Annotated in this window: 18 protein-coding genes; 13 read left to right on the top strand and 5 right to left on the bottom strand. The window is 69.0% G+C overall.

Annotated elements, in window-relative coordinates:
* Positions 1-58: 58 nt before the first annotated feature.
* Positions 59-1,054, bottom strand: coding sequence for an esterase/lipase family protein (locus tag ACIBTU_RS20005; RefSeq protein WP_399127605.1), 996 nt, complete (start codon positions 1,052-1,054; stop codon positions 59-61).
* A 241-nt stretch (positions 1,055-1,295) separates the two neighbouring features.
* Here ACIBTU_RS20005 and ACIBTU_RS20000 point away from each other — a divergent pair, with 241 nt between their 5' ends.
* Both ACIBTU_RS20000 and ACIBTU_RS19995 read left to right on the top strand, forming a co-directional pair.
* Complete coding sequence (locus tag ACIBTU_RS20000) at positions 1,296-1,982, top strand: TetR family transcriptional regulator (protein ID WP_399127604.1); 687 nt, start codon at positions 1,296-1,298, stop codon at positions 1,980-1,982.
* A gap of 379 nt (positions 1,983-2,361) precedes the next feature.
* Positions 2,362-4,026 (top strand): AMP-binding protein, encoded by a 1,665-nt coding sequence (locus tag ACIBTU_RS19995; protein ID WP_399127603.1) that lies wholly within the window; start codon positions 2,362-2,364, stop codon positions 4,024-4,026.
* A gap of 10 nt (positions 4,027-4,036) precedes the next feature.
* Here ACIBTU_RS19995 and ACIBTU_RS19990 read toward each other — a convergent pair whose 3' ends face one another.
* Positions 4,037-4,744: an alpha/beta hydrolase fold domain-containing protein gene (locus tag ACIBTU_RS19990; RefSeq protein WP_399127602.1), complete on the bottom strand. Its 708-nt coding sequence runs from the start codon at positions 4,742-4,744 to the stop codon at positions 4,037-4,039.
* Between the two features lie 821 nt (positions 4,745-5,565).
* On the opposite strand from ACIBTU_RS19990, the gene ACIBTU_RS19985 reads away from it, so the two are divergent.
* From ACIBTU_RS19985 to ACIBTU_RS19970, 4 genes are all read left to right on the top strand, one after another.
* Positions 5,566-5,757, top strand: a complete 192-nt coding sequence (locus tag ACIBTU_RS19985) for a hypothetical protein (RefSeq protein WP_399127601.1) — start codon at positions 5,566-5,568, stop codon at positions 5,755-5,757.
* A 4-nt stretch (positions 5,758-5,761) separates the two neighbouring features.
* A complete protein-coding gene (locus ACIBTU_RS19980) occupies positions 5,762-5,965 on the top strand; it encodes a hypothetical protein (protein ID WP_399127722.1) in 204 nt (67 codons plus the stop codon).
* An 82-nt stretch (positions 5,966-6,047) separates the two neighbouring features.
* Positions 6,048-7,040 (top strand): NAD(P)H-dependent flavin oxidoreductase, encoded by a 993-nt coding sequence (locus ACIBTU_RS19975; RefSeq protein WP_399127600.1) that lies wholly within the window; start codon positions 6,048-6,050, stop codon positions 7,038-7,040.
* 363 nt (positions 7,041-7,403) lie between these two features.
* Positions 7,404-7,613 (top strand): hypothetical protein, encoded by a 210-nt coding sequence (locus ACIBTU_RS19970; RefSeq protein WP_399127599.1) that lies wholly within the window; start codon positions 7,404-7,406, stop codon positions 7,611-7,613.
* Positions 7,614-7,675: 62 nt separating this feature from the next.
* Here the strand turns inward: ACIBTU_RS19970 and ACIBTU_RS19965 are convergent, their stop codons facing one another.
* Positions 7,676-8,587 (bottom strand): LysR family transcriptional regulator, encoded by a 912-nt coding sequence (locus ACIBTU_RS19965; protein WP_399127598.1) that lies wholly within the window; start codon positions 8,585-8,587, stop codon positions 7,676-7,678.
* A 304-nt stretch (positions 8,588-8,891) separates the two neighbouring features.
* Between ACIBTU_RS19965 and ACIBTU_RS19960 the strand changes: the two genes are divergently transcribed.
* From ACIBTU_RS19960 to ACIBTU_RS19935, 6 genes are all read left to right on the top strand, one after another.
* The gene (locus ACIBTU_RS19960) at positions 8,892-10,235 is read left to right on the top strand and encodes an MFS transporter (protein ID WP_399127597.1); all 1,344 of its coding nucleotides are present in this window, start codon (positions 8,892-8,894) and stop codon (positions 10,233-10,235) included.
* A 46-nt stretch (positions 10,236-10,281) separates the two neighbouring features.
* Positions 10,282-12,444, top strand: a complete 2,163-nt coding sequence (locus tag ACIBTU_RS19955; RefSeq protein WP_399127596.1) for an acetate--CoA ligase family protein — start codon at positions 10,282-10,284, stop codon at positions 12,442-12,444.
* A gap of 321 nt (positions 12,445-12,765) precedes the next feature.
* Positions 12,766-13,026: a hypothetical protein gene (locus ACIBTU_RS19950; protein WP_399127595.1), complete on the top strand. Its 261-nt coding sequence runs from the start codon at positions 12,766-12,768 to the stop codon at positions 13,024-13,026.
* On the top strand, positions 13,023-14,177 hold the full coding sequence (locus ACIBTU_RS19945) for a CaiB/BaiF CoA transferase family protein (RefSeq protein ID WP_399127594.1): 1,155 nt from the start codon (positions 13,023-13,025) through the stop codon (positions 14,175-14,177). Before ACIBTU_RS19950 ends, ACIBTU_RS19945 begins: the two co-directional genes overlap by 4 nt.
* Entirely contained in the window at positions 14,174-15,820 is a 1,647-nt protein-coding gene (locus tag ACIBTU_RS19940) for a class I adenylate-forming enzyme family protein (RefSeq protein WP_399127593.1), read from the top strand. The genes ACIBTU_RS19945 and ACIBTU_RS19940 overlap by 4 nt, the downstream gene beginning before the upstream one ends.
* 126 nt (positions 15,821-15,946) lie before the next feature.
* A complete protein-coding gene (locus ACIBTU_RS19935) occupies positions 15,947-16,732 on the top strand; it encodes an enoyl-CoA hydratase/isomerase family protein (RefSeq protein WP_399127592.1) in 786 nt (261 codons plus the stop codon).
* An 822-nt stretch (positions 16,733-17,554) separates the two neighbouring features.
* Here ACIBTU_RS19935 and ACIBTU_RS19930 read toward each other — a convergent pair.
* Positions 17,555-19,024 carry a purine-cytosine permease family protein gene (locus ACIBTU_RS19930; RefSeq protein ID WP_399127591.1) on the bottom strand — a complete coding sequence of 490 codons (1,470 nt, stop codon included), beginning with the start codon at positions 19,022-19,024 and terminating at the stop codon, positions 17,555-17,557.
* A gap of 95 nt (positions 19,025-19,119) precedes the next feature.
* Positions 19,120-20,775, bottom strand: coding sequence for an amidohydrolase (locus tag ACIBTU_RS19925; protein WP_399127590.1), 1,656 nt, complete (start codon positions 20,773-20,775; stop codon positions 19,120-19,122).
* A gap of 316 nt (positions 20,776-21,091) precedes the next feature.
* Here ACIBTU_RS19925 and ACIBTU_RS19920 point away from each other — a divergent pair, with 316 nt between their 5' ends.
* Positions 21,092-21,697 carry a TetR/AcrR family transcriptional regulator gene (locus ACIBTU_RS19920; protein WP_399127589.1) on the top strand — a complete coding sequence of 202 codons (606 nt, stop codon included), beginning with the start codon at positions 21,092-21,094 and terminating at the stop codon, positions 21,695-21,697.
* The last annotated feature ends 120 nt before the right edge of the window (positions 21,698-21,817 follow it).

The following is a 21,817-nucleotide window of genomic DNA, read 5'->3' as shown; positions in this document are numbered from 1 at the left end:
TCGGCCTTCAGGGCCCGCGCCGGGTTCGACGCGGGCCTGAGTGCGACGAGCAGCCGGGTCAGTTGCCGTACACGGCTGCGTACGCGGGCAGCGGCGGCTCGGCGCTCGTCTTGTCTCCGCCGATCAGCAGACCATCGGTCAGGGCCGCGGCGATCTCTGCCACCTCGGTCGCACTGGGCAACACGGCGTGCGGCATGATCGGGTTGAGGCACAGCCACAGCTTGTTGTCGAGACGCGACGGTACGGCCGGCCCCGGGTTCTTCAGGGCGTCCAGGGCCAGGGCGTAGCCAACCGAGTCAGCGAGGATCGTGACATGGTCCGCGGCTCGTACTGGACACACATCCTGCAACGCCATGTTGGCGGCTCCAGGCAGTGTGCTCGCCCTGGGCTGTGGGAACACCACCTCGTCGAGGACCGTCGTATAGATGGAGGTCATCGATGTACTCGAGGGCATCGGCGCGTTCTGCATGGCGCGCATGAAGTGCGAGTCCAGGCTGGCACGCCAGGCCGCCTTTGTGCACCAGTTCGTAGCACAGAGCGTATTGCCGAGCCCTGTGCCCTGTATGGCGCCCGCAAGCACGATCACGTCCTCGGCGTGCGCGGCCACGTCCGGCCAGAACTTCGCGGCCCATGTCACCAGCGAACCGCCCTCACTGTGCCCGATCAGCGCAATCTTGCGCCCCGAGCGCTCGTAGGCGTACCGGGCGGCGTACACCACGTACTCGGCCGAGATGACCGGGTCGATGAGCCCTCGATTCGGCAGGGCCACGGTGCAGACTCCGTACCCCTCATGGGGCAGGGCCCGCTGGTAGTTCCAGTCCCAATAGCCCTCGGGCTGACCGCCGATGCCGTGGACCAGGAGCACAGCCTCCTTGCCGGACGACGGGGTGACGGACGGGTCACAGGACACCGCGTCGCGCAGGGTAGCCTCCGGCTGGGTGAGCGGCGGCCCCTCGCCGGCGGTGTCCGCCTGGGCGAGTGGGGTGAGAGTTCCAGCGAACACGACACCCAGGGCCGCGATGACGGTTGCGGCCCGTCTGATGGTTTTGATCACGTTATGCCTCACTTGCTCGTGGGCTGTGGCGCGCATCACCGTAGGACTGACCTACCGTACAGTCAATAATCTCGCCACAAAACATTTGACCGTCCGTACGGTCATGCACCCCAACTCCGGGCAGTGCAGGCATTCCCGCCCTGAGGTCTATGGGACCTTGGCCGCACGGACGGCCAGCGCCCGCGATAGCCTGAGGCGCACCCCGGAACGGGTGCATGAACGGCTCACAGAGGAGCAGAACGTGGCCACGAAGCGCAGGGGCATCCCGGCTGCGGGCAAGGCTGTGCAGATCCTCGAGTCCTTCACCCGGCGGGTGGCCGAATCCGGCTACGACGGCACGAACTTCGGCGACATCGCCGAGGAGCTCGGCATCTCCAAGGGCACGATCGTGCACCACTACGGCACGAAAGACCGACTGCTCGCCGTGCTCCACGAGTCGTACATGCAGCGTCGCCTCGCCGAGGCCCGCCGCATCCTTGAGCGCCTTTCCACCCCGGCCGATCAACTCGCCGGCCTGCTCTACGCGTTTGTGCGATACCAGGTTCACGACCGGCACGCGACCGTCGCCTTTCAGCGCGAGAGCGTCCGCCTGGCCGGGCAGGAGATGCACGCCGAGGGCGATCGGCTACGCGATGAGTACTTGGAGCTGGTCCGCGGCGTCATGCGGGACGGAGCCACGTCCGGCATGTTCCGCAGAACGGATGTGGCGATGCAGAGTCTGCTGCTGTTCGGCTCGGCCCAGTGGGCCTGGACGTGGTTCGACCCCGAGGGCGAGAAGGACGTCGACGAGATCGGCTCCGCCTTCGTGGACCTTGTCCTTGGCAGTCTCCTGGCTCGCCGCACCGCACTCGCCCGGCTCAGCGATCCGGCCGGCGAGGTCGCCGAGACAGTCCGCGCCTGCCTCGTGGAGGCAGCGGCCACCCCCTGACGGCAACGTGGAGAGGCCGGCCCGAATCTCTCCAAGATTTCAGGTTCTGCGCACTCATCTGCGACCCGGCACGCGCTCACTCACTCGCCTGTCAGCGCCCGGCCGCTCACACCAGGGAGCCTCACACCCATCGGCGAGCAGGGCCCGGTAGGCAACTCCCCATCCACGCGGTGAACCAGGCGAGTTCTGCCCGTCGGCGCGTACCGTCACCCCTTGACGAGAGTTTCGGACGGACAGAGACTGTTATTCACTCAACACTGACCGCCCGTACGCCCGGCCTCGAGGGAAAGCTGTACAGCCTGGTGCTCGGAACCTCGCCCGACTGACCGGCCCAGCGGGTGCCACCCGTCCGCGCAGGGTGATGGCAAGGAGGCACCGCGTGCAAGGCGCCGAAAGGCCCCGGACCCTGCCGGAGGCGTTCCAGCGCACGGCCGCTGCACGGCCTGACGCTCTGGCGCTGCGCGCGTACGGCAGTGACACGGCGTTCACCTGGGGTGCGTACGCCGCGCACGTGCGCCGCATCGCCGGCGGACTCGCCGCAATGGGCGTTCGGCGCGGCGACACCCTCGCCCTGATGTTGACCAATCGCCCGGAGTTCCATCTAGCGGAGGCGGGCGCCTCGCATCTGGGCGCGACCACGTTCTCCGTCTACAACACCAGCTCCGTGGAACAGATCAGACACCTGCTGAAGCACGCCCAGGCGCGCGTCATGGTCACCGAGCGACAGTTCACGGAGCTGGCGCAGGCGGCAGCCGCCGGGACGGTCGAACGTATTCTGGTCGTTGAGGACGGAGACCTGCGGCGGCTGAACCCGCTACCCGACTTCGACTTCGAGGCGACGTGGCGGGCCGTCGAGTCGGACGATGTCCTGTGCCTGATCTACACGTCTGGCACCACCGGCCCACCCAGAGCCGCCGAGCACACCCACCGCGGCGTGCTCGCCATGGCAGAGGACATCGCCCGCACCTTCCCGATACGCGCCGATGACATCGCGCTGTCGTACCTGCCGGCCGCTCATGTTGCCGACCGGTTCCTGAACCAGTACTTCGCGATGCTGCACGGCGTAGAGGTCGCGACCCTCGCCGACACGAGTCGTTTGGCGCCGGCGATGGCCGAGATCAAGCCGACGATTTTCGCCGCTGTTCCCCGAGTCTGGGAGAAGATCCACGTCAAGGTCCAGGACATGATGGCCTCCGACCCGAAACTGGTCGCAGCCTTCGCAGCGGGGAGGGAACCGACTCTGGCCGCACTGCGTACCCGGCTCGGCTTCGGCCGAATGCGCTGGGCGCTGTCGGGCGCGGCCGCGATCGCCCCTGACACGTACGCCTTCCTGCGGCGCCTCGGGGTGCCGGTGAGCGAGGTGTGGGGTATGTCCGAGTGCGGCCTCGCGATGGGTGCTCCACCCGAGCGGGCGCGGACCACGACAGTTGGAAAGCCCTTTCCGAGTGTCGAGATGAAGGTCATCCACGGCGGCGAGCTACTGATCCGTTCGCCATTCAGAATGAAGGGCTACCGAGGCGATCCCCGCCGCACGGCCGACCTGTTCGACGAGGACGGGTGGCTGCACACCGGCGACGTGGTGACGGTGGACGACGACGGCTATGTACGGATCGTCGACCGCGTCAAGGAACTGATCATCAACTCGGCCGGCAAGAACATGTCCCCCACCAACATCGAGAACGCGATCATCAGCACATCGCCTCTGATCGGCGGCGTACTTGCAGTCGGCGACGCTCGCCCCTACAACGTCGCTCTCATCGTGCTGGAACCCGCGACGGCAGCCGCACGTGCGGCTCAGTTCGGCCTGGACCCGGACCCGGCGCTGCTCGCCGTCGACGAGCGGATCGTCGCGGAGGTACAGGCGGGCGTCGATGCGGGCAACATGCGCCTGTCGCGTGTCGAACAGATCAAGCGATTTGTCGTACTGCCCTCGTACTGGCTCCCCGGAGGCGCCGAATTCACCCCCACGATGAAACTCAAGCGGCGCTTGATCCAGGCCAAGTACGAGGCGGAGATTGAACAGTTGTACACGGCAGAACCATAGGAGCCTGGCATCACGGTGCCGTCGCGAGGATCTGTCCGAGGGTGGCTTCGGCCTGCTCGGTATCAGGGCAGTCGTCGAGGATGACATGGGCGCCCGCCTTGGCGAGGAGCGCTCCGATCTCGGCGCCCACTCCGCGTCCGCCGCCAGTGACCAAGGCGATCTTGCCGGCAAGGTCGCTCACAAGCATGGCCTCCTCTCCGGCCGAATGAAGGATCAGCGGAGGCAGACCGTCCAGGTCTCCGTGGAGCGGTGAGGCCAACGGATCACCCGCGTCATCGGCGTAGACCTCGGCCCACCGAGCCAGCGCGCCGGGCGTCAGAAGCGGCTCACGGGGGGCCGTGCCTCGCAGTTGCGCTGCCTCCTCGGTGAGCTCGAGCCAAGGGCATATCGTCGCCACTGCGCCGGAAGGTTCCTCGCCGGCGTCCCGGATTGCCATGGCCGGCGGCAGGGCGAGCGCACCCCCAGCGGAGTCAACTGCCACGACGACTGGCTGCCCGGAGGCCGACAGTGCGCGGTGAGCCTCGAGAGCTTCATCGAGTGCTGCGGGGAAGGGATGTTCGGGAGCAAGCCGGTAGCCCGCCTGGCACGCGCCGGCAGTGCAGGCGCGTGCCAGGCGGGCTACCAGCGGTCGGCCCTCGCGCCGAACCCAGCACGAAGCCACCGCCGTGCAGGTAGAGGAGGGTCCCACGCTCCACGGAACCGCCGTGCTCGACCTCATTCGCCGCGGACAGTGCCGGGTGAAGCGCGACGGACCCGGGCCGGACGCGCCGGCATCAGCAGGCGAGCCGCGATCGCAGCTCTGCTCCGCTGCACCGGAATCGGTAGATCTGGGGAGAGCGCAAACCGCCCCATCAATCCTGCTGCTTGGCGAGCCTGCTTCGGAGAAAGCCACATCAGCTGTCGGATGGACGGGCCGAGATCACCGCGCACTCTCCACCACCTCGAACTCTTCAGCGTGCGAGGACGCGAGCATGCGGGTGTGGGCGCGGACCGACCAGGGCCACACCTCGGGGAGCCCGTCGCGCCCCTCGTACCAGCTCGTACAGCCTGAAAGACAGTGCCCGGGAGAGCCTCGCGCAACTGCGCGTTGTAGCGGTCGTAGGCATCCTTGGACAGAGCGGAGGGCCTGCCGTCCGAAATCCGGGGAAGGCGTTCGTGCGCCAGGCACGTGCGCCGTCGCTCCAGAGGTCTTCCAGAGTGCCGCCATCGGGTTGATCACTTCGAAGGGGCGAAGGTACGCGCGGGCGTCGAAACCGGTTGCCAGCACCAGGATGTCGGCTGCGTGGAGGTGACCGTCGGAGGTGACCGGTCCGCGCGGTTCGATGTGGTCTATGGGCTGAGTGACGAGGTCGACCTCCGGCCGTTGAACAGCCCGGCAGAACATGCCGGAGAAGACGATCCGCTTGCACAACGGTCGGTCCGTCGGAGTGAGCCTGGCCCGCAGTTCGGGGTCGCGTACCGTGCCGAGATGTCTGCGGCACACCCAGCCGACCGTACTCCGCTGCCATCCTGCGCGGCCTCCTCGACGGAGGCCGGGGGGTGATCGACCCGTCGCCCACTTTCGATCCTGTCGCCCTCCTCGACCTGCTGGAGAAGGAGCAGATCACCACGTGCTTTCTGGTTCCGAGCCAGTGCCAGGCGGTGTGCGCGGCTCCCGGGATCAAGGACCGTAAGCTCGCGCTGCGCACCCCTCGTCTGGGACGCCCCCAGCGCGCCGCCCTCGGTCCTTGAGGCGCTGCGCGACTGTTTCCCGCAGGCCCCCGCGTACTCCGCGTTCGTACAGACCGAGATGAGCCCCACCACCATGCTGCGGGCCGAGGACGCGCGCCGGAAGATGGGCTCCGTCGGAACCCCGCTGCCGGGAGTCGAGGTGCGGATCGTAAGGTCTCTGTCCACCCACCTGCCGCACCACTTGCCCGCCGACCGGACCGGCAGATGAACCGCCCAGCCGTTGACACCGTCACCCTCGACTGCGACAGTGCATATTTGTCGAACGATCGTTTAGTTGGAGAGTGCTGAGCGTGATCAGAACCAGGTTTACCGAGGAATTCGGCATCGAGCACCCGATCATCCAGGGCGGCATGCAGTGGGTCGGGCGGGCGCCGCTGGTTGCGGCCGTAGCCAACGCGGGTGGGCTCGGATTCATCACAGCCCTCACTCAGCCCACCCCGGACGATCTGCGTGCCGAGATCGCCCGCTGCCGGGAGCTGACCGACAAGCCGTTCGGGGTGAACCTCACGATCCTGCCGGCGATCAGTCCCCCGCCCTACGCCGAGTACCGGCAGGCGATCATCGAGTCGGGGGTGCCGATCGTGGAAACCGCCGGGGCGAACCCGGTGGAGCATCTGAAGCACTTCCATGCGCACGGGATCAAGGTCATCCACAAGTGCACGAGCGTGCGGCACGCGGTGAAGGCCGAACAGTTGGGCGTCGACGCGGTCAGCATCGACGGCTTCGAGTGCGCCGGACACCCGGGTGAGGACGACATACCCGGCCTCGTCCTCATCCCCTCGGCCACCGATGCCCTGACCATCCCGGTTCTCGCCTCCGGAGGCTTCGCGGACGCGCGGGGCCTGGTCGCCGCCCTGGCGCTCGGCGCGGACGGGATCAACATGGGTACGCGGTTCATGGCCACGGTCGAATCCGGGATCCACCAGAACGTCAAGGACCGGCTCGTCCAGGCGGGCGAACGCGACACGCAACTGATCTTCCGCCAGCTGAGGAACACCTCACGCGTCGCGGACAACGCGGTCAGCCGCGAGGTCGTCCAACGCCTCAAGGACGGCGCCGAGTTCGCCGCCATCCGTCACCTCGTGGCAGGCGTCCGCGGCGTGAAGGTCTACGAGACCGGCGACCTGGATCACGGCATCTGGACCGTCGGCATGGTGCAGGGGCTCATCCGGGACATCCCGACCTGCTCCGAGCTCATCGGACGGATCGTCCGGGAAGCCGCCGAGATCATCGAGGGCCGGCTCGCCGCCATGACGACACATCCTGCCGCCGCCGCGTCGTGACCGGCATCACGCAGACCCGCGGTTCGGCATCGCACCAGTCTCCGCTGCCACTGCCCGCACCAACGGGGCTCGCGTTGCCCGAGCTGCTCGATCCGAAAGCCTGGACAAAGATTCGTTCCGCGGGAACGTCGTGTACGACGAGCCGTACTCGCCCTTCGGCGGGCAGGGCGCCGCGCATGCCTTGATCGCGAGCGGCCGGACGATCTCCCCCGGCTGGCCTCCGCAGCCGTACCCGGAGGCTCACTGACCGACCCGGTTCTGGGTCCGCTGCACCGCCGATCTCGGGGACGCCCCGTTGGTCCACGCCGCCGCCCTGACCTGCTCGGCGGGCTCGCACCCCTCCGTGGCGGGAATGGAAGCGCGATGAGCCGCCTGGACCACGTGGTGTGGCTCCACCGCCCGGCGCGGCTCGACGACCGGGTACTGCTCGACCTCGTACCGCAGGCGGTGGCGGGCGGACGCGGCGGGAACACCGGAGCAGTCCCCTCCACCGACGGCGCCGTCAGAGCAAACCTCACTCAGGAGCAGCGGTTCCGGCAGCGTCGTACGCCTCCACGGAGCGCGATCGTCTGAATCATCGCGCCCGGGCCGCACGTCGGTCGGGGCAGCGTCACCAACGTGCCCGAACAGAACAGCTAGAGCGGATCATCAGCGTGCGTCCGGCAGTCCGCGGCGATCTCGTCGAGCAGGTCGATCAATGCGTGCAGGGCCGGGTTCGGGTCCTCTGTGCGCCAGGCGAGCGCCAACGGCAGCGGTGGGATGTCGGACACCGGCAGCAGCACGACGCCCGGCACCTTCAGGTGTCCGGCGGAGACAGGAACGAAGCCGACGCCTACCCCTGCACCGACCATGGACAGGATTGTGTGGGTGTCCGGCGCTTCCTGGACGATGTTCGGGCTGGATCCGTGCTGCATGAACGCGCTGTGGATCAGCGAGACGATACCGGCGCCCCGGTTCGTGGGGTGACTGACGACGGGCTCGTCGCGAAGGTCGAGGACACCGACTTCCCGGCGAGTCGCCAGAGGATGCTCAGCGGGCACGGCCGCGGCGATGGGATGCCGGGTGAGCTCCCGCACCCGTATCCCCGAGCCCGCCACCGGGAGCCTGATGAGGCCGGCGTCTATCTCGTCCCTGTTGAGCCGATCGACCAGCTCTCCACCGAAGACCGGTCCATGGACCTCCAGCCGTACACGCGGCCGGCGTTCGCGGAACTTCCTGGTCATGAGGACCAACACCTCATGGGAGGTCGGCCCGCTGAATCCGAGGCGGACCACGCCGGTCTGTCCGGCAGCCGCTTGGCGAGCTGCCTGGGGCGCGGCCTGAGCCGCTCTCAGAGCACGTCGGGCCTCTGAAAGGAAGGCCAAACCGGCCGTGGTCAGGGCTACTTGCCGCGTGGTCCGACGCAGCAGCGGCACCCCCACCTCGTGTTCGAGCCGTTTGATCTGCTGTGACAGCGGGGGCTGGGACATCTGCAGCCGCTCCGCTGCACGGCGGAAGCTGAGCTCCTCCGCGACGGTGACGAACGCCTGCAGATGCCTCAGCTCCATGAGCACCGCCTTCGGTCCGGCCGGCCCCGGATCGGTGCCAGAGGCGCTGATGCTGGCCGTAGCTTCCACGTCTGCGCAGGTCGAAGCCAATTATGTCGCGCAGGCGAATCAACGGTACGTCGCTTTGGTGTTAGACGAAACATGTCCGTCGCTTTAGCGTCCAAGAGAGTCACATCACACCGTGGATTCGGCGTTCAAGCCGTCACGGACCACCGCAATTCCTCACCCGCGTCCAGCGGCCGTGCCCTGCACGGCTGCGCTGCGAGCCGACGACGCGCGCAGCTGACCCGAAGGAATGGATGACATGCGATCCCAACGGTTGCCCGCAGACGAGAAGATGGCCCGCAAGGCGGGATGGGCCTCCTTCATGGGCTCCACGATCGAGTGGTACGACTTCTACGTCTACGGCACCGCGTCAGCGCTGGTGTTCGCCCCGCTGTTCTTCTCCCAGGTCCCGGACTCGGTCGGCGTCCTGCTGTCCTTCGCCACATTCTGGATCGGCTTCCTGGCGCGCCCGCTCGGGGGGATTCTCTTCGGACACCTCGGCGACCGGCTCGGCCGCAAGAAGACGCTCGTCGCGACCTTGCTGCTGATGGGCATCAGCACCGTCGGCATCGGTCTGCTGCCGACGTACGAGCAGATCGGGGTGGCCGCCCCGCTCCTGCTCACGCTGCTGCGTGCCGTGCAGGGCGTGGCGCTGGGCGGGGAGTGGGGCGGGGCCGTACTCATCGCCACCGAACACGCCAAGAAGGAACGGGGGTTCGTGTTCGGGGCCTTCGCCCAGCAGGGCTCGCCGACCGGTCGCATCCTGGCGACGCTGTCCTTCCTGGCGGTGGGCCGGCTCTCCGACCAGGCGCTGCTCGGGTGGGCGTGGCGGATCCCGTTCCTGGCGTCCGCGGTCCTGGTGGTGATCGGCCTGGTGATCCGGCTGAGCCTGGAGGAGTCCCCGGCCGTGGTCGCGCTGCGGGCCTCGCGACAGACGGCGAAGGTACCGGTGGTCAGCCTGTTCCGAGGGCACACCAAGATGGTGCTGCTCGGTGTGGCGGCCGGCTTCACCGTGTTCGCCGTGGTGTACGCGCGGGACACCTTCGCGCTCTCCTGGGCCACCTCCGAGGTGGGCATGGACCGGCAGGCGTTCCTGACGATCATTCTGATCGCCAGCGTGGTGCAGTTCTTCGTGCAGCCCCTGGGGGCGCTACTGGCCACTCGATGGGGCGTCCGTAGAGCCGTCACGGTGATCCTGCTGTGCCAGCTCCCCACCATCCCGATGATGTTCGGCCTCATCCGCACCGGCAGCTGGACGCTCGCCCTGATCGGCGCGATCGTCGCCACAGTCCCCGACGTCATGTACTACGCGATCATCGCGGGTATGTTCGCCCAGGCGTTCCCCGCCCAGGTGCGCTACACCGCCATCTCGACGACCTACGGACTGGCCGGAGTCCTCGGCGGCCTGGCACCGGTGATCCTGCAGTCGCTGCTCGCCGCCTCGGGATCGATCGCGCTGCCGATCGCGTTCGTCGTCGTCCTGGGTGCCGTCTCACTGCTCGCCGCCCGCGCGTTCCTCACGCTGTCGGCACGCCTCTCCGCGCAGGAGCCGGCGCCGACCGTCCGGGCAACGCCCACGCCTCGCGGCGTCACCGGCACATGACCCCGATTTTCCCGAACTCCCCTGTCCCGCAACCCTAGGAGCCTCCGTGCCCGAGAGCACCTCACGCGCCAACTCCACTTCCGACAGCGAAGCCCTGCAGAAACTGCTCCACCCGCGCTCCATCGCCATCCTCGGGGCCTCGGACAACCCGACCAAGTTGTCCGGCCGCCCAGTGGACTACCTGAAGCGCTTCGGGTTCGCGGGCCGGATTCTGCCGGTCAACGCCGTGCGCAGCCAAGTCCAGGGCCTGTCGGCCTACCGCAGCCTCGACGAGATCGACGGCGACATCGACCTGGCGATGATCATGCTGCCGGCGGAACGGACGGCCGACGCCGTACGGGCCTGCGGCAAGCGGGGCATTCCCGCCGCCATTGTGGGCGCCTCCGGATTCGCCGAGGTCGGTGGCGAGGGAACCATGCTCCAACGCGACCTCAAGGCGGCCATCGAGGAGAGCAAGGTACGCGTGCTCGGCCCGAACTGCCTCGGCATGATCGCCTCGCGGGACCGCGCCGTTCCCACGTTCAGCTCAGCCCTCGACGAGGACGTGCCACTCCTCGAAGGGCCGGTGGCGTTCCTCAGCCAGAGCGGGGCGTTCGGCGGTTTCGTCTTCAACGCCGCGCAGAACCTGGGCATCGGGATATCCCATTACCTCAACACCGGCAACGAGGTGGACCTGTCGGTGGCCGAACTCCTCGACGGTCTGGTGCGCACCGACCAGACGCAGGTGGTGCTCGCCTACCTCGAAGGCGTCACCGGCGGTCGCAGACTTCTGGAGGCAGCCCGGCAGGCCCACGAGCGGGACAAGCCGATCATCGCCGTGAAGGTCGGCCGCTCGGCGGCGGGCGCACGTGCGGCACAGTCCCACACCGCCTCCCTCGCCGGGGAGGACGCGGTCTTCGACGGCGCGGTCCGGCAGTACGGCGTCCTCCGCGTCGACGGCCCCGAGTCCATGCTCGACGCCGCACAGGTCTTTGCCACCGGCCGCCGGACCCGCGGCCGCCGGCTCACGTCATTGTCCGTGTCCGGCGGGGCCGGCGCCCTGATGGCCGATGCCGCCGCCGCTCACGGCATCGAGGTGCGTGCCTGGGAGGAGAGCTGGCAGCGGACGATGGCCGCGGCCATCCCCGCGTACGGGTCGCCGCGCAATCCCGTCGACCTCACCGGCACGCTCGTCGCCGAGCCGGACATCTTGCGGCGCGCGCTGCGGGTGGCTGTCGAGCACCCCGGCACCGACATGATCGCCGTGCTGCTCGGTTGCGCGGACAACTGCGCCGGACAGCTCATCGACGCCGTCGCCGAGGCCCACATGTCCACCGGTCGCCCATTGGTCGTGGTGTGGACCGGAGGCAGCGGACGGCCCCGTCAGCGCCTGCGCGAACTCGGCGTCCCCTGCTACACCGACCCCGCGCAAGCCGCTGCCGCCCTCGGTCTGCTCGCCGACTACAGCCTGCGGGCCGCGCTGCCCGCGCCCCAGCGGCCCGCAGACATCGACACGGACGCGGCGCGGGCGGTGCTGGCCGGCGCACGGGCCGCGGGCCGGGTGCAGCTCGACGAGCACGAGTCGACCCAGCTGATCGCCGCCTACGGGGTGCCGTGTGCCGCGGCACACGCCGTCGGCTCCGCTGCTGATGCGGTGGCCGCCGCCGCGGAACTCGGCGGGCCCGTCGCGGTCAAACTCCTCTCCGACCGGATCGGGCACAAGAGCGACATCGGCGGTGTACGGCTCGGGCTCGACGACGCCGACTCCGTCCGGGACGCGGCGGACGATCTGTTCCGCATCGCCCGCGGCGCAGGTGTCGACGATGCCCGGCTGCTGGTCCAGCGCATGGCACCTCCCGGGACCGAACTGATCGTCGGAACCAAGCGCGACCCCGTGTTCGGGCCGGTCGTCGTGGTCGGTCTCGGCGGGGTACTCGTCGAGGCCCTCGCCGACAGCCAGGTCGCCGTCGCCCCCGTCGACACCGGCACCGCCCGACGACTGCTCCTGTCGCTGCGCGGCAGCCGCTTGTTCGGGGCGGTCCGCGGCAATCCGCCGCGCGACGTCGACGCGGCGGCGGAGGTCATCGCCCGGCTGTCCTGGCTGGCCGCCGATCTGTCCGACCACATCGCCGAACTCGACGTGAACCCGCTGCTGGTCGGCGCACAGGAGCAGGGTGCCCTTGCCGTCGACGCCCTGGCGGTGCTGACCGACGTCCACGACACCGAATGACCGGGAGAGCGAAGAAGCTCTAGAAGCAGCGGGTCTCGAGGCGGCGTCCACATCGGTGTGCCGCCTCGTCCGCAAGCCCTGGGTGCCGACGCGGCACCGGAGGAATCCGCTCGCGGCTCGACGCGGGCAAGGGGGTCTTCGGCACGCCGTTGACACGGCCTGGGCCCTGTGATTCCCTGGGCGCAGCAGTTGTCGAACGATCGTTAAATCAGGCCCGTCGCGGTACCGGCACTCCCCTTCCGGGACAAGCACGCAGGCCGCACATGTTTGTACAGCCGCCCGCGATGCTCTCCGCCACAGAATGAAGAACGTGGGGAATTCATGCGTACCGATCGAGCTTCCGCTCTCGTCACCCGTGGCGTCCTGGACGAAGCACGGGACGCCGCAGCCGCCCTGGCCACCGACGGCCCTCTCGCCCTGCGGGTCGGCAAGGACGTCGTGGCCGGGGCTCTTCACCGGCCGGCCGACGATGCCGTGTGCCAGAGGTTTCTGCTGGAGCCGGCCGACAGGCCCGAAGGCGCCGCGGAAGGGACACGCGCCTTCGCGGAGCGGCACGCCTCCCTCGGGACCGGCCGACGATGACCGAAACCCCCATACCACCCCGTGGCCCGCTCAGCGATGTGCGCATCGTCGAACTGGGCGGCATCGGCCCAACCCCGTTCGCGGGCATGGTGCTCGCCGGGCTCGGGGCCGAGGTGATCCGGATCGAACGGCCCGGCGCCCAGGTCAGCGCCGCCAACACCATCCTGCTGCGCGGCCGCCAGTCCGTCGCCGTCGACCTCAAGCAACCGGAGGGCGCGGACGCCGTGCTGCGCCTCATCGACTCGGCCGACGCTCTCTTCGAAGGGTTCCGGCCGGGCGTCTCGGAGCGACTCGGCCTCGGACCGGACGTGTGCCTGGCCCGCAACCCGCGCCTCGTGTACGGGCGCATGACCGGCTGGGGCCAGGACGGGCCCCTCGCCCAGGCGCCCGGACACGACATCAACTACATCGGGCTCACCGGAGTGCTGCACGCCATCGGCCCAGCCTCGGGCGACCCCGTGCCGCCCCTCAACCTCGTCGGCGACTTCGGCGGCGGCATGCTCCTGGCACTCGGGGTGGTCAGCGCGCTGCTGCACGCGCGGGCCACCGGCAAGGGGCAGGTCGTCGACGCAGCCATGACGGACGGCAGCGCGCTCCTGCTCGCCATGACGCACGGCTTCCTTGCCGCCGGCCAGTGGCCCGAGGAGCGCGGCGCCAGCCTCTTCAGCGGCTCCGCGCCCTTCTACACCACCTACCGGTGCGCGGACGGCGAGCATGTCGCGGTCGGCGCCATCGAGCCACAGTTCTACGCCGCGCTGGTACGGGGGTTGGGCCTGGCCGACGATCCGGTGTGCGCCGTGCAGCAGCGGGCACCGGGAAGCTGGCCCGCCGTACGGCAGCGGTTTGCCGAGGTCTTCGCGACCCGCTCCCGGGATGCCTGGGCTGAACACTTCGCCGGCACCCAGGCGTGCGTCACCCCCGTGCTCTCCCTGACCGAGGCCCCCGCACACCCGCACAATGCTGCCCGCGGCACCTTCTTGCAGGAGGACGGGCCGTTGCGCCCGGCGCCCGCGCCACGGTTCTCCGCAACTCCGGCCACCGCCACCCGGGTCTCACCGAAAGCCGGCGAGGATACGCGCAGCGTCCTGGCGGGTGCAGGCCTGACCGAAGACGAGCTCGACCGCCTGATCGCGCGAGGAGTAATCGCATGACCCGTACCACTCTGGACTACCCGACGGTCGATGTCGGCGCAGTCCTCGCCGGAGCCGCGCACCAATACGAGCATCGCGTCGCGGTGCGCCACGGTGAGCAGTGCCTGACCTTCGGCCAACTACACGACCAGGCCTTGCGGTTCGCCGGCGGTCTGCGTGAGCACGGCATCCAGCCGGGTGACACCGTTCTCATGCTGCTCACCAACTCTCTCTGGTTCCCGGTGGCCTACTGGGGGGCTCTGTACGCCGGGGCCGTCGTCAGCCCCGCCAATCCCGCGCAGCCCGCCCGGGCCCTGGCCGATCAGATCGCCGACTCCGGTGCCCACGCCGTCGTCACCGACCCCACGTCATTGCCGTCGGTCGAGGCCGCCGGAGCCACAAACCTGCGACTCACGGTGGCCACCGCAGGGGAATCAACCACAGAGCACGACGTCGTCACGGCCGAAGCCCTGCTCCGGAGCGAGGTCACGGAGCGCGTCGTCCGCCGCCCGGACGATCTGGCTCATCTCTCCTACACCGGAGGAACCACCGGCCGCTCCAAGGCCGTTCGCGTGCTGCACCGCAATCTCGTGGCCAACGCGACGCAGATCACATGGGCCCGAGGGGCCTCGCGCACGGTGCTCACCGACGGTCTGCTCCACGCCGAGCGGGACAGTGCAGCAGCCACGCGGTGGCACCAGGCCCCCGGCTGTGGATCCACTCTCGCGGTGGCGCCGCTCTTCCATGCCCTGGGGCTCGTAAGCCTCGTCTACAACACCCTGCTGGGCAGCACCATCGTCCTCTCCCCTCGTTTCGATCCGGCCCGATTCATCACCGACGTGAACGAGCACCAGATCACGTTCGTCAACGGCTCGCCCACGATGTACCGAGCGCTCCTCGCCGCACCGGCGTCGGAGGGACAGACGATGGAATCCGTGACGATCGTCAACTCCGGCGCCGCACCCATCGACCCCGAGACCGTGCGACGCCTCTCCAGCTTGTTCCCCAACGCACTGATCACCGAGGGGTACGGCTGCACCGAGGCCACCATGGCGCTCGCGATGCACCCGATCGACAGCGAGACGAAGACCCCGTCCGGCTCGGTGGGCCGCGCCGTCCCGGACACAGAACTCTCGATCCGCGATCTGCTCGACCCCGAGCGGGAGTTGCCTGTCGGTGAGACCGGCGAGTTGTGGGCCCGGGGGCCGCAGATCGCCGACGGCTACCACGGCCGCGACGACCTGACGGCAGAGCAGTTCCAGGACGGCTGGCTGCGCACCGGCGACATCGGCCGGCTCGACGAACAGGGCTTCCTCTTCCTGTCGGGCCGGGCCAAGGACATGCTCATCTACAAGGGCTACAACGTCTACCCGCTGCACCTCGAGGACGTACTCGCCGGCCACCCCGCGGTGGCCACCGCGGCGGTCATCGGAACGCCGCATGCCCAGGCCGGCGAGATCCCCACCGCGTACGTGGTGCTCCGCCCCGGCGCATCCGTCTCGGCCGAGGAGCTGATGGCGTATGTGGCGGACCACGTCGCCCCGTACCAGCGCGTGCGGGAAGTCCACTTCATCGAAGCGCTCCCCGTCACCGCGGCCGGAAAGATCCTTAAGAACGAGCTGCGGGGACGGCACACAGGTCAGGGCCAGCCTCCAGCCCCTTGAGAGCAGCGAAAGGTCAGCAGCGTCCGACGCCACGAGCGAACCATTCCCGTTCTCATACGCCCTCGGCCCGGATTCCGGGCCGAGGGCAGCACCACTTCCCATCGCGAGAAAGGCGGGGCCTACGTAATGGCCGACGAGCCTGTACTGCTCAGCAATCACACCGGCGGCATCCTCACGCTGACCCTGAACCGCCCCCGGCGCAAGAACGCCATCAATGCGGAGCTGTGGAGCGCTCTCGAGGCCGAGCTCCGGGCGGCGGAGAGCAACCCCGATGTGCGCGTGGTCGTCCTGACCGGAGCGGGCGGCGCATTCTGCGCCGGAGCCGATCTGTCCGGCGGCCGGTCCGGCCATCCGCTCCAGCGCTTGCGCAGCATCAACGATGTCGCCCTGTCGCTGCACGAGCTGTCCGTACCGACCGTGGCGAAGGTGGACGGAGTGGCGGTCGGGGCCGGCTGGAACCTCGCCCTCGGCTGCGACCTGGTGGTCGCGACGCCTCAGTCGAAGTTCTCCCAGATCTTCGCGCGCCGCGGGCTCTCCCTCGACTTCGGCGGCTCGTGGCTGCTGCCGAAGCTGGTGGGGCTGCAGCAGGCCAAACGACTCGCGCTGCTCGCCGAGATGATCGACGCGCAGGAAGCACACCGGCTCGGCCTGGTGACCTGGCTGATCGATCCGGCCGACATGGACGCGTTCGTCGACGACATCGCGCAGCGCCTGGCCGCGGGCCCACCGGTCGCCCTGGCACAGAACAAGGCTCTGCTCAACGAGGGCGGGGACCGGACCCTGCGTGACGCGCTGGCGAGTGAGGCGCGCGCTCAGTCTGTCAACTACGCCACCGTGGACGCGCCAGCGGCGTTCGCGGCCTTCAACGAGAAGCGTGAGCCCGTGTTCACCGGTGAATGGGCGGTCAGGTGATCGTGGCCATGGACCGCAGGTTGATCGTGGCCTGAGGCCGCTGAGCCTCGCAATCAGGGGCCTCATTCGGATCATCGTGCGGCCCGATGGATGGCGGCGGTCGCTCGTAGCCGGTGGCGGTGCCGCGCCATTGGCTGTCGGCGCGGACGGATACCAGGTACCCACAAGGGGGCCGGCTGACCACCGAACGGCAGCATTTCCGCAAGGAGTTACGGCTCAAGGGGGCCGCCGAGCGGGGATGTGGACTGAGGGCGGTCCGTCGGCCCTTCGGTCACCGGGCCGGGACGACGAGGCGGTGGCCGGGTGGGGCAACGAGGTAGGGCGTCTTGGAGGACGAAGCCGGACTCCCCGTGCCGCCGCCGCAGGCCAAGACCTCGCCGCAGCGCGGGCCTTCGCCCTCACCGCCGGACAGGCCGCGGACGCACCCGCGTGCACAGATATCGAGGACCGTCTGCGGGTCCCTCGGCACCGTGGGCGGCCGCGCATCGGACCGGACAGGGTCCGGGCCGGCAAGTCCTGTTCCTCCCGCGCGATCCGTGATCACCTGCGCAGGCGCGGCACTCAGACGGTGATTGCGACGCGGGCGGACCAGCTCCGTCGCCTCAGGCAATGGCGCGGCATCGCGACCCGCCACAAGGAGACAGCCGCCATCTACCTGGCGGGGCTCCACGTCGCAGGCATCTTCCTCTGGTCCGCACGGTGATCCGAACGAGAGCCCCTGGCAGCCTCCGCAGAGAACCGGGCGGAGGACCCCATGGACCGCTCGCCCACTCAAATTCCGTGGCGAGGGCCCATGGGGTGAAGAAGCCCCTTGGGGCGCTGTCAGCTTGAGGCCGTCTGCTTGCGGATGGTCGGACCAGCCAGCAATGCGTACAGCCCAGCTGAGACGAGCATGCCGACGGGAGCGGAGAGGTCGAGGTGGCCGAGTGCTGCGCCGAGCGGTCCGGTCCAGACGGTGGTCGAGAGGAACAGAGCGGTGGCGACCGCGCCGGCGACGACGGAGATGAGGCCCGGGCTGCTGAAGCCCTTGGTGTACCAGAACTTCCCGCCGGGGCGTTCGTCGAACAGCTCGGGTCCGTCGTAACGGTTGCGGCGCAGCACGATGTCGGCCACGTACACGGCCATCGTGGGGGCTGAGATCACGAGCAGGAACTGGAGCATCAGGTTGATCGCGTCGATCAGGCTCGACGACAGCACGAGGACGATGGTGAAGGCCGTGCCGAGCACGCCGATGAGGATGGCCGACGGGATCCGCCGGATCGGCACGCCGATGGACTGCAGCGCCATGCTGGCGGAGTACGTGGTCATGCCGTTGAGCGCGATCGTGTTCACGATGACCGCGAGGACGAAGGCCGGGGCGAGCCAGATCGGCAGCTTCTCCAGCAGCGAGTACTCGATGCCGCTCTCGAGGCTCTCGGCTCCCACGGTGCCGCCGAGCACGATCCCGAAGGCGGTGAGGAGCATGGCGGGAAACACATTGCCCAGCGCCGTGGCCGCGATGATGCGTGACGGCTTCGTGTCACGGGGCAGGTAGCGGGACATGTCGGCGCTGTTGCTGAAGGAGAGCGGGGCTGCAGCGAAGAGCGCGAACGCGATCGTGAGGCTGGACCACAGCGGCAGGCCGCTCAACGGCTCGGGCTGGGCGAAGGCCCAGTCGATCGAGGGAGCGAGGAACCCCAGAACCGCGGCGAAGATCACGGACAGCACGATCGCGATGCCCATGTAGGCGCGCAGGATCAGGGCGTGCCCGTAGATGGCGACGAGCACGGTGATCGCAGCGGTGACGACGGCGACGAGGATGAGCGCGACCGTGTGGTTGGGAAATCCCCACCGCATGAGGAGTTCGCCACCCATGAAAGAGGCAGCGACCCAGTTGAGGGCCAGGAATACGCCGGAGATGAACCACCCGTAGAAGGCGATAACGATCTTGTTGCCGCGGATGCCGTAGAGCGCGCGTTGGATCACCGAGCCGGAGGTGCCGGCCGCGGGCCCAGAGATCGCGACGATGCCCGGCAGGATCGCCAGGAGTGAGGAGGCGAGCAGCACGAGCAGGCCTTGCCAGATCTCAAGGCCGAGGACGATCGTCAGCGATGCTCCCACGGTCAGGTTCAGCACGCTGAGATTGGGTGCGGACCAGACGAAGAAGAGGTCGCGTGCCTTGCCGTGACGCTCATCGTCCTGAACTATCTCGATGCCGCGAGTCTCGGGCGCCGTCGCCGCATCGAGGAACTCGTGTCGGGGCGGGTGGGATTCCTGCTGCGAATCGGCCGAACTGGCAGATGTCTCGGACATGGTGTGCCTTCCAGTAATTCTCCGGCCTGCGCCGATGCAGATGAGTAAGGGGCTGGTGGTTCAGGGGGGGTGGGTCTGGGGTGATGGCGGGGGCCTCAGCGGTCGCGTGCCGCTGGTGCGCGGTAGGCGACATCGCCGTGGACGAGGGTGAGGAGGACGGAGGCGGACAGCAGGTCGTCGGCCGGCCGGGAGAACGGGTCGACGTCGAGCACCGCGGCGTTGGCGTAGAACCCGGGGGCGATGCGTCCGTACTCGGAGTCCATCCGCCCGGCGAACGCGGCTCCGCTGGTGGCGGCGGCAAGCGCCTGCGCAGCAGTGAACGCGCGCTCGGGATGGTAGGGCGCCAGCTTGGGGTCGAGCGCCGAGCGACCGGACATGGCGATGTACAGGTTGTGCAGCGCCTCGTGCGGCGCCGTGGGGGCGTCCGTGCCGAGCGCGAGCGGCACCTCATCGTCCCGGAACCAGTTCCATGGGAATCCGTTCTCCGCGCGCCGGTCGCCGAGTACAGCCATCCAGTTGTCGAGGATCGCCGGATCGCAGTGCACCGGCTGCATCGAGGCGACGACGCCGTGCGCGCGCATCCGGGCGACCGTCTCCGGGGTCACCGATTCGAGGTGCTCGATGCGGGGCCGGCGCGACGCGTCCGCCCCGTTCGCTTGTTCGCACGCGGCGGCGATGTCGACCGCGAGCGCACTCGCCGCGTCGCCGATCGCATGCATCGCGAGCTGCAGACCCGCTCGATCCGCGGCGATCGCGACCGGCATCACCGCTTCACGGCTCCAGATCGGATCCGCGTTCGTCCCGTCGGCGTAAGGACGCACCATGGCAGCGGTGCACGCATCGATCACACCGTCGAGGATGAGTTTGATACCGACGACCCGCAGCCACGGCGTTCTTTCGGCGGCGAGCTCGTCGCGCAGCTGCACGGCCCGCTCCACCTGCGCGAGGTCGGCGGTGGCGTCGCCGGTCGAACCGATCAGCCAGTGCGCGGACACGGGGAACGGCAGGCGGCCGTCCCGGTCCAGCAGACGGCGCAGTGTCGTCAGAGCACTCTCGCCCATCCCCATGTCCACGGCCCCGGTCACCCCGGCCTGGAGATAGGAGTCGAACGCTCGCGCCAGGTACGCGTCCCGCTCATGGTCTGTGGCGATGCTGTCGAGGTACGGCAGCACAAGGCGCAACGCCGCCGTCTCAAGGAGGAAGCCGGTCGGCTCACCGTCTTTGCCGCGCACTACCTCACCGCCGATCGGATCGGCGGTGTTGCGGTCGATGCCCACAGCCCGCAGCGCCGCCGAGTTCGCCCACGTGGAATGCAGGTCGTTCGCGTCGAGGAACACCGGGATGTCGTCGATCACTGCGTCGAGCATCGCGGCGGTCGGCTGAGCGACGCCCTCGGGAAGCGCGTCGAACAGCCAGCTCACCCCTTCGATCCGCGTGGCCTCCGGGTTCGCGCGCCGGGCCTCAAGGAGCCGCTGCTGGATCTGCTCGACCGTCGTGCAGTCGCGCAGCTGCACCTTCCCCTGCGCGTGCCCGAACATCGACAGGTGCGCGTGCGCCTCGATCACTCCGGGCATCACGAACGCCCCGTCGAGGTCCACCTCGGTAGCGTCCACACCCGCCGCGGCTCGTACCTCGTCAGCGGAGCCGATGGCGAGGAACCGCTCGCCACGTACCGCGAAAGCGTCGTGACGCGGAGCATCGCCGAGCCCATCGAAAACGACGGCATTGACGTAGACAGTGCTCTCGGGCATGTGCGGATCCTTCTTGATCGAATTGATCGAACACCGACTGCTCGATGCGAGTCGGTCGGGCGGCTGTCCTCGGTCTTCGAAGGGGCAGGCGGTGGACGCTCACCACGACGTGCGGGCGCGTGACGCTCTCTGCGGGGGGACCGTCAGGGACATCGGGGTGCGTCCTGATCGAGCGTGATCGCCGGCAGGCTCGCCGCCGCTGCCCCTCAGCGAGCTTCATGCCGGGAGCGCAGGTGATGGCGGCTCCAGCGCCCGTGACGACGGCAATTGATCGAACGATCAATAACGGGCCCGAAAGTAGTAGGGTGGCCGCATCATGTCAACAGCCGACCGCCCGCGCGCCCACAGAAAGTCTCCGCAGGAGCGGGCCGCCGACATCATCGCCGCGGCGTGCTCACTCGCCCTCGAGGCCGGAATCGGCGCCTTGACGCTGCGTGCGGTGGCCGGCCGCGCGGGGGTCGCTCCCGCACTCGTCGCGCACTACATCGACGGCATGGACCGCCTCGTCGCCGAGACCTTCCAGCGGATCGTCGCCGACGAACGCCGGGAGGTGACCGCCCTTGCTTCGGCACCCGGCAGCGCCACGGCGAGCATGCATGCCCTCCTGGACGCGATGATCAACCCGAGCAGGGACGACGTGACCCTGATCTGGGTCGAGGCCTGGGCCCACGGCCTGCGTAACGAAGCCCTTGCGAACGCCGTCCGCACGGAGATGGACGCCTGGCAGGAACTGCTTCTCTCCGTGGTTCAGCGTGGCGCGGCATCGGGCGAGTTCCATCCCCTCGACCCCGTCGCCGCCGCATGGCAGATCCTGGGCATGGTCGACGGGCTGAACGCGCAGAGCCTCGTCCGCTGGGGCGACTCCCAGAGCCGCGGCTCCATGCTGCGTGCCGCCGTTGCCGGAGTCCTGGGCATGAAGTGAGTTCCGGCACGCGCCGACTCGACGCCGCCGACGAGCGACATCAAACAGAGCTACGATGGGCGTACTGTACGAACGTTCGGACAGGCCAGTCGGAATGCCGAGCTGCACCCCTGTGATCGG

This window comes from Streptomyces sp. NPDC050145, from assembly GCF_044460245.1.
GTDB lineage: Bacteria > Actinomycetota > Actinomycetes > Streptomycetales > Streptomycetaceae > Streptomyces.
Note: the sequence above shows the minus strand (reverse complement) of the source record. Positions and strands in the feature narration are given on the sequence as shown.